A 13402-nucleotide genomic window follows, 5' to 3' on the forward strand; every position below is an offset into this window, starting at 1 on the left:
TCAGATGATCGGCAGCCTTACGCAGCCGCGGCAACCTGCTGGCTGGCTGCCACCACGGCGTCGACCTTGGCGGTCGCCTTGGCGAGTGCGGCGGTCACCGCGTCAGGGCCCATGCCGACGCCTTCGATACGGATGACGTCGACATCGGTCATGCCGAGGAAGCCGAGCACGCCGCGCAGATAGGGAATGGCGTGATCGAACTGTACGGCCGCACCTTCGGAATAGATGCCGCCCGAAGCCAGCACGATGTAGACCTTCTTGCCGGTGACGAGGCCCTTGGGGCCGCCTTCGCCATAGGCAAAGCTCTTGCCGGAGCGGGCGATGTGATCGACCCACGACTTCAGCGTCGAGGAGATGTTGAAGTTGATGAAGCCGGTGGCGAGGATCACCGTGTCAGCGGCGAACAGCTCGTCCAGTACGACGTCGGAAACGCCGACCACTTCAGCCTGGCGCGCGGTGCGGGCTTCGGCGGGTGTGTAGATGCCGGTGGAATAGTCGGCATCGATATGCGGCAGCGGGTTCGCCACGAGGTCGCGCACGACAAGCGTGTTCGATGGGTCGGCGGCGACGAGCTTTTCGGCGAATTCGGTGGCGATGCGGGTCGAGTGCGAAGCGGAGCCACGCGGGCTCGAGGTAACGAGAAGAATGGACATAGCGGGTCTCTCCAGTGGGAATTGAATTGTCCCGCCACATATGGGGCTATCAATCCATCAGATAAACTGGTATATTTTCTATACGATCCATCCACAAAATAGATACACCGATGCAACCCAACCCGACCCTCGACCAGCTTCAGATATTTGTCGCCGTTGCCGATAGCGGGAGTTTCTCGGCCGCCGGCCGCAAGCTCAACCGGGCGCAGTCCGTCATCAGCTACGGCATCGCCAATCTCGAGGCGCAGCTTGGGCTGAAGCTGTTCGAGCGCGAGGGCACGCGCGAGCCGCAACTGACCGAAATCGGCCGGGCGATGCTGGAGGATGCGCGCCGCATGATCGGCGTGCTGCAGCGCATCCGCTCGCGCGTCGACGGCCACCATCAGGGGCTGGAGGCCGAGGTCGCGCTGTCGGTCGACTCAGCGCTGCCTTCGCCGGTGCTGGTGCGGGTGCTGAAGGCGTTCGAGGCGCAGTTCCCCACCGTGATGCTGCGCCTGCATATCGGCACGCTCGGCCTGATTCCCGACCATGTCGTCAGCGGGCAGGCCGATCTCGGCATTGGCGGCCTGCTTGGCGAGGTCCACGACATTCACCTTGTGCGCATCGGCTTCATGTCGATCGTGCTGGCTGCCGCGCCCACCCACCCGCTGGCGCTGCTGCCGAAACCGGTGGCGATCGAGGATGCGCGCGAGCACACCCAGCTTGTCGTCACCGACCAGTCCGAACGCACCAAGGGACGCGACTTCGGCGTTTTCGCCTACCGCACCTGGCGGCTGACGGATGTGCGCACCAAGCATATTCTGATGCGCGAGGGGCTGGGCTGGGGCGGCCTGCCGCGCTGGCTGATCGCCGACGACCTGGCCACTGGTCGCCTGGTGGAACTCGACCTCGAACCCTTTAGCGAGGTGCGCTCGCCGATGTTTGCCATGTACCGCAACGACAGCACCCCGAAGCCGGCGGCGGCCTGGCTGATCGACCGGTTCAAGAGCGGGCTCGGCTGCTTCAACGAGTTCGAGCCGGGCGAGGTGCCTGAAGAGGAGCCGGAAATCTCCAACGCGCAGGGGTGAGTTCGGCGATGGCCGAACCAGGACGTCAGGCCGCAGAAAGGCGTTGCCGTTTCCCTTGTTGGCGGGTGGTGTTTCAAATAGATTGTGATCTAACTCTATCTCTGATATTAATGTCGAATGAAATCCAAATTGAGATCGACATGAGAGTGAGTCGTGCGCAGGCGGAGGCAAATCGCGAAGCGGTCATCAACGCCGCGAGCCGGCTTTTTCGAGAGCATGGCTTCGATGGTATCGGGCTGAAGGACCTGATGAAGAGCGCCGGCCTCACTCAGGGTGGATTCTATAAGCAGTTTGATTCCAAGGACGATCTGGCTGCAAAAGCATCAAGGCGGGCGATGGAGCACGCGACCCGGAGATGGTCGACCGCTGCCGCCGCAAGCCCTGACCCACTTGAGGCCGTGATCGGTTTCTACCTTTCACCCGGACATCGCGAAACGAAGAGCGAGGGTTGTCCTCTGGTGGCGCTTGGCTCGGACGCGGCGCGTCAAAGCGAGGAGGTGAGAGAGCCATTCCAGGATGGCATCGCGGCTCACCTCGAGATTCTCGACCAATTGATGCCTGTTGCTGAAGCACCGGGAGACCACCACAAAGCCATGGCGATGCTGTCGCTCATGGTGGGTGCCGTAACGATCTCCCGTATCCTGAAAGATGAAGAGATGTCGCAGCGTTTTCTCAGTGCTGCTGCTGGCCAAGTCAAGCGAATTGCGGCTTCGCGAGAATAGCTCCGCTCCGGTACGCATTGCGCGCACCTTTGACGACCTCAGGCGTTCCTTCGCCGAAATGAACAAGCGGTGATCGCGATCAAGCGTCGGCATGACACCGTCGCGCGAAGAGACCCGACAGAATGACAGCTGGAGTACACATGCGTCGTATCGTTATTACAGGCATGGGAGCAGTTAGCCCGCTCGGAGCCAACGTGGCGACTTCCTGGTCCCGGCTGCTGGCTGGTCGCTCGGGCATCCGGAGGCTTGCGGAGGATGTGGTGGGAGACCTGCCGGCAAAGATCGGCGCAACGGTTCCTTCGCTGCAGGAAGACCCTGAAGCTGGCTTCGATCCCGACACTGTCCTGGCTCCGAAGGAACAGCGCAAGGCAGACCGCTTCATTCTCTTTGCACTGGCGGCGGCGGAAGAAGCGCTGTCCCAGGCCAAGTGGAAACCAGTCTCGAACGATGACAAGGCCAGTACCGCGACGATCATCGCTTCGGGTGTCGGAGGATTTCCGGCGATAACCGAAGCTGTGCGGACCGTCGATCAGCGCGGGGTTCGGCGTCTCTCGCCGTTCACGGTGCCATCGTTCTTGGTGAACATGGCAGCGGGACAAATTTCGATCCGATACGGCTTCAAGGGACCGCTTGGTGCTCCGGTGACGGCGTGCGCGGCCGGGATTCAGGCGATCGGCGATGCGGCGCGTCTTATCCGCGCCAATGAAGCCGACATCGCGGTGTGCGGCGGAACCGAAGCCTGCATGAACGCGGTCAGTCTCGGCGGTTTCGCGGCGGCACGCTCTCTCTCGACATCCTTCAATCACCGTCCCGATCAGGCCTCCCGTCCGTTCGACATGTTGCGCGACGGCTTCGTCATGGGCGAGGGAGCCGGTGTCCTGGTCGTCGAGGCGTTGAGCCACGCGCTCGCGCGCGGCGTCAAGCCGCTCGCCGAGCTTGTCGGCTACGGCACAACGGCGGACGCTTATCACATCACGTCCGGTCCCGAGGATGGCGACGGTGCGCGCCGAGCCATGGAGATCGCGATCAGCCAAGCCGGCATTTCAGCACGGGACGTCCGCCACCTCAATGCGCACGCCACCTCCACGCCGGTCGGCGATGCCGGGGAAATCGAGGCGATCAAAAGTCTCTTTGGCGCGGATTTCAGCATAGCCGTCAGCGGAACCAAGGCGGCGACCGGACATCTGCTGGGGGCGGCCGGCGGGCTTGGCGCCATCTTCACGATCCTGGCGCTCAGGGATCAGGTCGCGCCGCCGACGCTCAATCTGACCGCCCCCGATCCGGCCGGCGACGGGATCGACTTCGTCGCAAACCAGGCCCGGCCAATGGAGATGGACTACGCGATCTCCAATGGCTTCGGCTTTGGAGGGGTCAACGCCAGTGCGTTGTTCCGGCGCTGGACGGACACGTCATCCAGCGCTAGCGCGGAAGGATCCTCTGGCTGAACTTGCTTCTGGCCGTCGCTGCGTTGCGATCGACCAAGTGACCGACCAATCGCGTCAGGCGCGGGAAAGTCCGTCAATCAGCGCCATGAGAACGGCGCGGTAATCCTCGGCCGACGCGCCGGCCTCGATGGCAAGTGCTGCGCGGTCGAAGGCGGATGCTAGCAGCGCGGTCAGTGCCTCGGCCGGCAATCGCGTCATCGTGTTGGCCCGCATTGCCGCGACCAGGCCCTCGCGCAGCGAACGGTTGCCGTGGCGGTTGTCGATCGCATCCATGACGGCGCGGCCAAGCACGGCCGGCCCATCAAGCAGCAACAGCCGGGTGCGGCCGGGGGCGCGCATGGCGGCGAGATAGGCGTCGGAGCCGGCGATGAGTGCATCACGGGCTTCGAGCGAGGATGGCGAAGCGCGGTCGATCTCTTGCGCCACCGCCTGTGCCTCCTGCTCGACCACGGCGGCAAACAGCGCCTGCTTGTCGGCAAAATGGTGATAGAGCGCGCCGCGCGTCACGCCGGCCGCGGCGACGATCTCAGGCGTGCCGGTCTCGGCATAGGATTTTTCGGTGAACAGTTTTCGCGCCGCCGCGATCAGGTCGGCGCGCGTCGCCTCGGTGCGGTCGCGGTTGGAACGGCGCGCGGATTCTTGTTGCATACATGCAGCCTGTATGTTAATTCAATTTACATACAGACTGTATGTTATGTCCAGGGAGAAAGAAAGATGAAGACCACCAGCTATTACCCGGTGCTGATGACCGGCGACGTCGCCGGCACGGCGGCCTTCTACGTCAGGCATTTCGGCTTCCAGCCGCTGTTTGAAAGCGACTGGTATGTGCATCTGCAGTCGGTCGACAACAAACGCGTCAACCTCGGCATCGTCCAGGGCGACCACGAGACGATCCCGGAAGAGGGGCGGGGGCGCACGTCAGGCCTGCTGATCAATTTCGAGGTCCGCGATCCCGACGCGGTCTATGAGCGCGTCGTTGCCGCCGGCCTGCCGATCCTGCGAACGCTACGCGACGAGCCCTTCGGCCAGCGCCATTTCATCACCAGGGATCCCAACGGCGTCCTGATCGATATCATCAAGCCGATCCCGCCCAGCGCGGAATTTTTGGCGCAGTACGCCGAGGGGGCGGCAGGGGCTTGAGCGGCGGCCTCAACTCGCCCGCGCTACCGGCGTCACCGCCACCTGGCTGACGCCGGTACGGCGCACCACCGTGCACAGCGTTTCGCGGCCGATGCGTTCGGCGTCGAGCATGCGCACGAGGTCGTCGACGCCGGTGACCGGGCGGCCATCGATCGCGGCGATGATGTCGCCTTCTTTAAGACCGGCCTTGGCCGCCGGGCCCTCCTTCTCGACGCTGCGCAGCCGCACAGCGGTGCTGGTCGACACTTGCGACAGGAGGGCGGCGCGGCGCGGCAAATTGGTGGTGTCGGCCGAGACGCCGATGAAGGCGCGGCGCACGCGGCCGAAGCGGATGATTTCCGAAATGACGAAATTGGCGGTGTTGGAGGCGACCGCGAACGCAATGCCTTGCGCGCCATGGATCATGGCGGTGTTCACGCCGATGACCTCGCCGGCCGACGACACCAGCGGCCCGCCGGAATTGCCGGGGTTGAGTGCGGCATCGGTCTGGATGACGTCGTCGATCAGGCGCCCGGTCGAAGCACGCATCGAGCGGCCAAGGGCGGAGACGACGCCTGATGTGACCGTCCATTCGAAGCCGAGCGGATTGCCGATGGCGATGGCGATCTGGCCGCGCCGCAGCCGCTTGGAATCGCCCAACGGCGCGACATCGGCGAAGCTGCCGTCAGCGCGCACCAGCGCGATGTCTGTGTCGGGATCGCGGCCGAGCACGCGGCCCTCGCTGGAGGCGCCGTCCGGCATCGAGACGCGGACCGTCCTGGCGTCGCCGACGACATGGAAATTGGTGACGACCAGTCCGTCCGGCGCAATGACGAAGCCGGAACCATGGCCGCCCTGGCCGCCAATACGCTCGATGCGGCAGACGGCCGGGCCGATACGGTCGACGGCATCGGCGACCGTCATGGAATAGGCGTCGAGCAGCGTGTCATCGGGTTCGAATTTCTGGGCGGCGAGGGCCATGAGCGGGCTCCGTGTTTTCAGGCTTGATCGTGACTATATGTGCGGAGCGGTCGGAACCGCCGCGACCTGACCAGATGGCCAGTCAAACCAGCAACTAGCCGTCAGGCGAGTACCTCCGGGGGCGCTGCCGAGCGATATCTGGGGCATGACAGAACCCAGGAGACCACTATGAGCGATTTTAATCTGAGCGCATTTTCCGACGCCATCGCCGATCTCGCGGCCAAGGCGGCGCCGGCAACGGCAAGCTTCGCCACCCATCATCACCGCACGGCAAGCGCCTTCCATTGGGGCGACGGCTATTTCGTCACCGCCGAGGAGGCTGTCGAGGCCGGCGAGGAGATCGAACTGACGCTGGCTTCGGGCGAGACGGCGAAGGCCGAGCTGGTCGGCCGCGATCCGTCGACTGGTGTCGCCCTGCTGAAGCCCGCGGATGCGGCCGCAGCACCTGTCCTTGCCAAGGCCGATGCCGTTCGACCGGGCAACATCGCCATTGCCATCGGCAACAGCCAGGGCTCGGCGCTGGCGGTGTCGGGCTCGGTCGGCGAAGTCGGCCCGGCCTGGCGCTCGATGCGCGGCGGCACGATCGACCGGCGCATCAACCTGGCTGTCGGCGCCGGCGGCCGCTTCGAGGGAGGCCCGGTGCTGGACGCCAAGGGCGCGCTGATCGGCATGCTGTTGTTCGGGCCGCGTGGCCGTGCGCTGGTCATGCCTTACGAGACGATCGAGCGGGCGGTGGCGACGCTGCGTGAAAAGGGCCATGTCGCACGCGGCTATCTTGGCGCCGGCCTGCACCCGGTGCGTGACCGCGATGCGCATGGCGCGATGGTGATGAGCCTCGACGACAACGGCCCGGCCAAGGCCGCCGGCCTGTCGCTGGGCGACATCATCGTGGCGTGGAACGGCGAGGCCGTGCATGGTCCGCGCGACCTGATCCGCCGGCTCGGACCCGACAGCGCCGGTGTTTCGGTGACGCTTGGCGTGGTGCGCGGCGGCGAACAGCGTGATGTTGTGCTGACTATCGGCGAGAAGCCGCTGAGCTGAGAGGGCTGATGGAAAGCGACACGCTGACGAGGCTAGACGTGGTTGGGCCTGATGTGGCTGGGCCGGAAGTGGCAAGCGGCGAACGCCAGCTCGTGGTGCTGATCGCACTGCGCGATGCCGCGCGCGCCGAGCGCCTGTCGGCTTCGCTTGCCATGTCGGACGATCTGCTGCCGGTCGTGGCCGGCGGCGGGGTTGCCGATGTCGCCATCGTCGATGACGTTGTTGCCAACAGCGCGGCCTGGATCGATCGGGTGAGGGCAGGCCACACTCCGCCCCCACAAGTTCTGCTCTCCGTGCGCGCTATCCGGCCAGAAGGCCTGGTGTTTGCCGTGCTGCCGTTGGCTGCGAATGCAACTTTGATCGCGGCTGCCGTCAGACTGGCGGCGGCCGGCTACCGGGTGTCCGGCGACGGGCGCTCGACGCCGGATCGCCATGACGATTTCGATCGTGGTGATGCAGCCAACAGAGTTGGAAACGAAGGCGGGCTGTTCGGTGAGGAACAGCTCGACGATGGTGTTGCCCCCCGCCCGTCGCTGTCACCGCGCGAGGCCGAGGTGCTGGCGCTGCTCGCCGAAGGCGCGCCCAACAAGGTGATCGCGCGGCGGCTCAACATTTCCGTTCATACGGCGAAATTTCACGTCGCCGCGATCCTGATCAAGCTCGGCGCCGCCAACCGCACGGACGCCATTGCGATTGCGATGCGGCAAGGGCTGGTGCTGGTTTAAACCCTACGCAGCGTAACCGGTGTCGGGCGTATCTGGCCTTGCGCTGTGGTCGTCTGCCGCGCAAAGGTTCGCGCCTGCTCTGTTACAAGGGAGGCGCAGGAAATGTCGCTCAAGGGAAAGACGCTGTTCATCTCCGGCGGATCACGCGGCATCGGGCTGGCGATTGCGCTGCGTGCGGCGCGTGACGGCGCCAACGTGACGATCGCCGCCAAGACCGCCGAGCCACATCCCAAGCTGCCGGGCACGATCTACACGGCGGCCGAGGAGATCGAGCAGGCCGGCGGCAAGGCGCTGCCTATGCTGTGCGATATCCGCGAGGAGGCGCAGGTCGCCGAGGCGGTCGCGAAAACTGTCGAGAAATTCGGCGGCATCGATATCTGCGTCAACAATGCCAGCGCCATCCAGCTCACCGGCACGCTGGAGACCGACATGAAGCGCTACGATCTGATGCACCAGATCAACACGCGGGGCACCTTCCTGGTGTCCAAAACATGCATTCCGCATTTGAAGTTAGCCGGCAATCCTCACATCCTGAATCTGGCGCCGCCGCTCGACATGAAGGCCAAGTGGTTCAAGAACCATGTCGCCTACACCATGGCCAAGTTCGGCATGTCGATGTGCACGCTGGGGATGAGCGTGGAGTTCGCCAGGGACGGCATCGCGGTCAATTCGCTGTGGCCGATCTCGACCATCGACACGGCGGCGGTGCGCAATCTTCTGGGCGGTGCGACGGTGGCGGCAATGAGCCGGTCGCCCGACATCATGGCCGATGCCGCGCGCGCCATCTTCATGCGACCGTCGCGCGAGACATCAGGCAATTTCTACATCGACGAGGAGGTGCTGCGCGCCGAGGGCGTCAGCGACTTTTCGGTCTATTCACCAGGCGCGACCGGGCCGCTGGCCGGCGACTTTTTCGTGCCCGACGAAGTGTTTGCGCGGACGGACAGCAAGATCAAGAATATCTACTAGCCCTTCGACGCAGAGCACATCATTTCGAGATAGTTCCAGCAGGCGTAGCTTCGTCATCCTGGGGCGAAGCAAGGAGCGCAGCGACGCGGCGCAGACCCCGGGATCCATGCCGGGACTCCGGAGCGTCGCCACGGTCCAGAATTCTGCACCCCTGCACTCTACGGCTGATGTCACGGAATGGATCCCAGGGTCTTCGCGACGCCGCTGCGCGGCTGCTTCGCCCTGGGATGACGAAGTTTTTTGGCCAGTCCGCGTCGAGTGTCAGCCTATCTCGTCCTTCTTGCCTTTGCTCAGGCCCATCAGCCGGTCGATGTAGGCGAGCATGAAGGCGGAGACGACGAAGGCAAGGTGGATGATGGTCAGCCACATCAGCTGTTCGGTGGTGTAGGAGGACGAGTTGAGGAACACCTGCAGGAGGTGGATGGACGAGATGGCGACGATGGTCGAGGCGACCTTGACCTTCAGCGAACCGACGTCGATCGTGCCCAGCCAATGGACGCCACCATCCTGGTCGTCGAAGCGGCTGACGAAGTTCTCGTAGCCCGAGATGATGACCATCACCACCAGCGAAGCGACCAGTGCCGCATCGATCAGGCCGAGCATCTTCAGGATGGTGTCGGTGTCGCCGAGCGTGAAGGCGACGGTGACGAACTCGTAGAGCTTCTTGCCGAAGGACAGCGCGTAGACGGCCAATGCCAGAGCCAATCCGATATAGAAGACGACGAGGAGCCAGCGCGAGGCGAGAATGATCGATTCGATAGCAAGTTCGAGACGCTTCATAGGATGGTTCCGCTTGGTTCTCTTTTTCGGAGTGGACCGTATTTCGACCACGCTGCTCCCGTTTGCAAGATAAATTGGGGAGCAAAAACCCCGCCGGAGGGGGCCGGCGGGGCTCAATGCATCCCGCTGGAGTCGGGATGGGGCAGGGAACGCCCAGACCAGAATCTGGGGTGTGCGAGCCCGCGATTCAATGAGCCGGCTCCAATGCCCGTACAAATCTTGTTGACCCAGGGCATGTGGTCCGCACTCCGTCCCATCCCGGCTGACCGGGATGGGACTTGCTTGCCGACCTGATTCCAGAAGCCACTTCAAGCCTCTGGAAAGCCAAGTCAATTGTTGCTGGCGACAGGCGCCACCAGCGAGGTGATGCGGCGGATGGCGACACGCCGGTTCTCGCGGTTGGGTGCCTGCGTGTTGATCTTCAGATACTCTTCGCCATAGCCCTGTGTCGTCAGGTTTTCCGGCGGGATGCCGAAGGCATTGGTCAGCGCTTCGGCAACCGCTTCGGCGCGGCGGTCCGACAAAGCCAGATTGGCCTCCGGCTTGCCGACGGCATCGGTATGGCCTTCGATCAGGAAGGTCTCGGCCGGGTTCTTCTTCAGCAGTTTCTCCATGGCGTTGGCGACGCCCTCGAGCTTCTGCACCTCGGTGTCGGAGATCGAGGACGAACCGAATTCGAAGTTCAGCGTGTCGAGGTCGACGCGGCGTGCGATGTCGCGCACGCGAGCCGAGCGCTTGACCTCGTCGATCGAATAGAGACGCTGGACCCTCTCCACCGGCGGCTGATCGAGGAAGGTGTAGTAGTCGTCTGCGCTCTGTACATCCTCCGAATCCAGGATGTAGTCGCGGCGTGGGATGGTCAGCCGCATCGGCGGCAGGTCGTCGCCGGGATCGCGCCAGTCGCCCTCATCCTGATAGTTCCGCTCGTCGACATAGCTCAGCACATATTCGCGCCCGTCCGGCGTGATGCGCGAACGCTGGATGACATCGCCGTAGCGGTTGCGGATGGTGACGATCTGGACTTCATTGTCACGCTCGACCGTCTCGCGTCGACGGCCTTGCGGGAGGTCCTCGTAATAGACGTCCTTGGCACCGCGATTCATGCGCGAGCCTTCATCGCTCTGGACGATCGTCTGGCCGCCGAGCTGGATGATGACGCGGTCGCCGATCTCCTTGAGCACGTCGACGCCCTTCGGACGGCGGCGGTCGCGGATGTTCTCGTCGGGTGCGCGATCTAGGCGCTTGCCTTTTTCCTCGGTCACCGGGACCAACTTTTCAGGCTTTATCTGCTGCTGGGCGGCCTTGTCGTCGGCGGGCGGCGGGCCCTGATCGACAGGAGCGACCACCGGCTTCTGGCCTTGATCGCCACCTTGCTGGGCGTTCTGGCCACCACTCTGCTGCTCGCCATTCTGCTGGCCGTTCTTGTCGCCATGCTTGCGGCCACCTTTGCGCTCGGCGTCCTTCTGGCTGTCGAGGAGGGGGCAGCGTTCTTGTCGGCGGGTGCTTCGCCCTGCACCGGGGTTTCGCCCTGGACAGGCGCGGCCTTGTTGCCGTTGGCTGGCTGCTCGCCGGTGGCCGGTTGTTCACCAGTCACGGGCTGCTTGCCTGTCTGCGGCTGTTCGCCATTGGCCGGCTGCTGGCCGGTGGCAGGCTGCTCACCAGCCGGTTTCTTGCCGTGCTTTTTTGTCTTGTCCTGGACCGCTGGCTGCTCGCCGGCGGGAGCCGGTGTAATCTTCGGTGTCGCTTCGCCGGCAGGGGCTTCCTTCGGCGTCGGGGCGGCTTCTGGCGTTACTGCCGGGGCCTGCTCGGCGGGCGCCGCTTTCTGCTGGTCCTTCTTGTGTTTCTTGCCGGGCTTGGTCGGCTGGTTGTCGTTGGCGGGTTCAGCCTGGCCAGCCGGGGCCTCGCCGGTCGGTGCCTGCTCGGTCTGCTGCTGCTGGTCGCTCTTCTTCTTGCGCGGCTGCTGTTGGTCGGTTGCGGGAGCGGCTTCGCCGGCTGGCGCCTGTTCGGTCTGTTGCTGCTGATCGCGCTTCTTCTTGCGCGGCTGCTGTTGATCGGTTGCGGGAGCGGCTTCGCCGGCTGGCGCCTGTTCGGTCTGTTGCTGCTGGTCGCGCTTCTTCTTGCGCGGCTGCTGTTCGTCGATTGCGGGAGCGGCCTCGCCAGCGGGCGCCTGCTCGATTTGCTGCTGCTGGTTATGCTTCTTGCGCGGTTGCTGTTCCGGCTGCGCCTGCTGGTCTGCGGGGGCTTGTTCGGTCTGCTGTTGCTGATCACGCCTCTTGCGTGGCTTCTGCTCGCCTTGCGCAGGTTGCTCGGCAGGCGCCTGTTCGGTCTGCTGCTGCTGGTCACGCTTCTTGCGCGGCTGCTGCTCACCTTGCGCCGGCTGCTCCGCCTGGGCGGGCTGCTCCTGCTTTTTCTTTCCTTGCTTCTGTGCGCAGGCTTCGGCCGACTCGCCCTCGGCGCAAGCGGCTTGCGCCAAAGTGAACGGGGCTGACGTGCGCTGGGCCGGGCCGAACGCGGCATTGCCTTGCAGCGGGTACGCGCCCAACGGCGCGGATGCCATCAACAGGCCAAGTGCGGTGCCTGCCAGAATCCGTGGTTGGCGTTTCATCGAAAACTCTCCTTGTGGGGTCCCATCCTTGCCGAAACCGATCTTAGCCCGATTGGTTCCAGTTTGGCAGCGATAGAAGTTGTACGGGGCGATTGGCCGGCCTTTTGAAGGCAACTTCGTGTCATACGGCCGGATTGCGGCCCATTTCAACCGTTGCCGCGCTTGACCTCGGCGGCGGCCGGGGCCACATCCCCAGGATGGAAACGCCATTCTGGAAAACAAAGACGCTGGAAGCGATGAGCCCAGCCGAATGGGAATCGCTGTGCGACGGCTGCGGCAAATGCTGCCTGTCGAAGCTCGAGGACGAGGATACCGGCGAGATCTACTGGACCAGCGTCGGCTGCCGGTTGTTCGACGCACAAACCTGCCGCTGCTCGGATTACGCCAACCGGCTGGCGCGCGTCCCCGATTGCGTCGGGCTGACGCCGCAGAATGTGCGCACCATCAGCTGGCTGCCCAGCACCTGCGCCTACCGGCTGGTGGCCGAGGGCCGCGACCTCTATTGGTGGCATCGGCTGGTGTCCGGCAGCGCCGAGACCGTGCACGAGGCCGGCATCTCGATGCGCGGCCGGGTCAAGGCGAGCGAGACCGAGCTGGCCGAGCCTGAGGATTATTTTGACTATATGCTGGACGACGAGCCGTAAGGCCAGCGTTACACCATTGCCCATCCGCCACATGAACCGCAGATGAACGGCGGGTTCGTAAACAGTTCAGGCAGGCCAGTGCATTCTCCCTGCATCGGTTTCACGAGGAGGGGCGCAAGCCCGCAACAAGGAGAGAGAACCATGTACAACAAGATCAAGACGGCGGCCCTTTCGGCGCTGGTCGGCCTCAGCACGCTGGCGGCCATTCCCGCCCACGCCGACAGCCTCTATCTCGGCTTCGGCAACAACCAGGATCCGCGCTTCGGCGTCTACGCCGGCGACGATGGCTATCGGCATCGCCGCGATGAGCGCCGTGACGACTGGCGCGGTGACGGCTGGCGCCGCGGCTGCTCGCCGGATCGCGCCCTCGACAAGGCCGAGCGCATGGGCCTTGACCGCGCCCGCATCGTCGACGTCAGCCGCCGCACTGTGAAGGTGATGGGCCGCCAGGACGGCGACCGCGTCGTCATCGTGTTCGCCAACGAGCGCGGCTGCCCGGTCATCTATCGCTGAGGTTTGCGGCTAACCCTCTGTGAGGGTTAGCCTGTGCTAGCAGAGCCCCTGTCTCTATCCGACGGGTGCGGCTCGAAAAACCCCGCGGGAGCGATCCCGCGGGGTTTTTCATGCACAGCGTTTGCCGAAGGCATATGC

Annotated in this window: 15 protein-coding genes; 9 read left to right on the forward strand and 6 right to left on the reverse strand. The window is 64.4% G+C overall.

Going from position 1 to position 13402, the window contains the following annotated elements; genetic code table 11:
- Window positions 1-17: 17 nt before the first annotated feature.
- On the reverse strand, window positions 18-653 hold the full coding sequence (locus AC0V7N_RS14025; RefSeq protein WP_475458395.1) for an FMN-dependent NADH-azoreductase: 636 nt from the start codon (window positions 651-653) through the stop codon (window positions 18-20).
- A gap of 110 nt (window positions 654-763) precedes the next feature.
- On the opposite strand from AC0V7N_RS14025, the gene AC0V7N_RS14030 reads away from it, so the two are divergent.
- The 3 genes from AC0V7N_RS14030 to fabF all read left to right on the forward strand — a co-directional run bounded on the left by AC0V7N_RS14030 (window position 764) and on the right by fabF (window position 3887).
- Window positions 764-1720 (forward strand): LysR family transcriptional regulator, encoded by a 957-nt coding sequence (locus AC0V7N_RS14030; protein ID WP_475458397.1) that lies wholly within the window; start codon window positions 764-766, stop codon window positions 1718-1720.
- Between the two features lie 140 nt (window positions 1721-1860).
- Complete coding sequence (locus AC0V7N_RS14035; protein ID WP_475460321.1) at window positions 1861-2442, forward strand: TetR/AcrR family transcriptional regulator; 582 nt, start codon at window positions 1861-1863, stop codon at window positions 2440-2442.
- A 140-nt stretch (window positions 2443-2582) separates the two neighbouring features.
- Window positions 2583-3887, forward strand: coding sequence for a beta-ketoacyl-ACP synthase II (gene fabF / locus AC0V7N_RS14040; RefSeq protein WP_475458399.1), 1305 nt, complete (start codon window positions 2583-2585; stop codon window positions 3885-3887).
- A 54-nt stretch (window positions 3888-3941) separates the two neighbouring features.
- On the opposite strand, the gene AC0V7N_RS14045 is transcribed toward fabF, so the two are convergent.
- Window positions 3942-4535: a TetR/AcrR family transcriptional regulator gene (locus AC0V7N_RS14045; RefSeq protein WP_475458402.1), complete on the reverse strand. Its 594-nt coding sequence runs from the start codon at window positions 4533-4535 to the stop codon at window positions 3942-3944.
- 66 nt (window positions 4536-4601) lie between these two features.
- On the opposite strand from AC0V7N_RS14045, the gene AC0V7N_RS14050 reads away from it, so the two are divergent.
- Window positions 4602-5027: a VOC family protein gene (locus AC0V7N_RS14050; RefSeq protein WP_475458404.1), complete on the forward strand. Its 426-nt coding sequence runs from the start codon at window positions 4602-4604 to the stop codon at window positions 5025-5027.
- Window positions 5028-5036: 9 nt separating this feature from the next.
- On the opposite strand, the gene AC0V7N_RS14055 is transcribed toward AC0V7N_RS14050, so the two are convergent.
- Window positions 5037-5987 carry a S1C family serine protease gene (locus AC0V7N_RS14055; RefSeq protein ID WP_475458406.1) on the reverse strand — a complete coding sequence of 317 codons (951 nt, stop codon included), beginning with the start codon at window positions 5985-5987 and terminating at the stop codon, window positions 5037-5039.
- A gap of 168 nt (window positions 5988-6155) precedes the next feature.
- Here AC0V7N_RS14055 and AC0V7N_RS14060 point away from each other — a divergent pair, with 168 nt between their 5' ends.
- The 3 genes from AC0V7N_RS14060 to AC0V7N_RS14070 all read left to right on the forward strand — a co-directional run bounded on the left by AC0V7N_RS14060 (window position 6156) and on the right by AC0V7N_RS14070 (window position 8722).
- Window positions 6156-7028, forward strand: coding sequence for a S1C family serine protease (locus AC0V7N_RS14060; protein WP_475458408.1), 873 nt, complete (start codon window positions 6156-6158; stop codon window positions 7026-7028).
- An 8-nt stretch (window positions 7029-7036) separates the two neighbouring features.
- Entirely contained in the window at window positions 7037-7753 is a 717-nt protein-coding gene (locus AC0V7N_RS14065) for a LuxR C-terminal-related transcriptional regulator (RefSeq protein ID WP_496627896.1), read from the forward strand.
- Window positions 7754-7855: 102 nt separating this feature from the next.
- A complete protein-coding gene (locus AC0V7N_RS14070; protein WP_475458411.1) occupies window positions 7856-8722 on the forward strand; it encodes an SDR family oxidoreductase in 867 nt (288 codons plus the stop codon).
- Between the two features lie 261 nt (window positions 8723-8983).
- On the opposite strand, the gene AC0V7N_RS14075 is transcribed toward AC0V7N_RS14070, so the two are convergent.
- The 3 genes from AC0V7N_RS14075 to AC0V7N_RS14085 form a co-directional block, all read right to left on the reverse strand.
- Entirely contained in the window at window positions 8984-9502 is a 519-nt protein-coding gene (locus AC0V7N_RS14075) for a TIGR00645 family protein (RefSeq protein WP_475458414.1), read from the reverse strand.
- Window positions 9503-9831: 329 nt separating this feature from the next.
- Window positions 9832-10764 carry an OmpA family protein gene (locus AC0V7N_RS14080; protein ID WP_496627897.1) on the reverse strand — a complete coding sequence of 311 codons (933 nt, stop codon included), beginning with the start codon at window positions 10762-10764 and terminating at the stop codon, window positions 9832-9834.
- A gap of 20 nt (window positions 10765-10784) precedes the next feature.
- Window positions 10785-12257 (reverse strand): hypothetical protein, encoded by a 1473-nt coding sequence (locus AC0V7N_RS14085; protein ID WP_496627898.1) that lies wholly within the window; start codon window positions 12255-12257, stop codon window positions 10785-10787.
- A 47-nt stretch (window positions 12258-12304) separates the two neighbouring features.
- On the opposite strand from AC0V7N_RS14085, the gene AC0V7N_RS14090 reads away from it, so the two are divergent.
- The gene (locus tag AC0V7N_RS14090; RefSeq protein ID WP_258582123.1) at window positions 12305-12751 is read left to right on the forward strand and encodes a YcgN family cysteine cluster protein; all 447 of its coding nucleotides are present in this window, start codon (window positions 12305-12307) and stop codon (window positions 12749-12751) included.
- 141 nt (window positions 12752-12892) lie between these two features.
- A complete protein-coding gene (locus AC0V7N_RS14095) occupies window positions 12893-13264 on the forward strand; it encodes a hypothetical protein (protein ID WP_475458419.1) in 372 nt (123 codons plus the stop codon).
- Window positions 13265-13402 lie beyond the last annotated feature (138 nt).

Source organism: Mesorhizobium kamtschaticum (assembly GCF_056174585.1).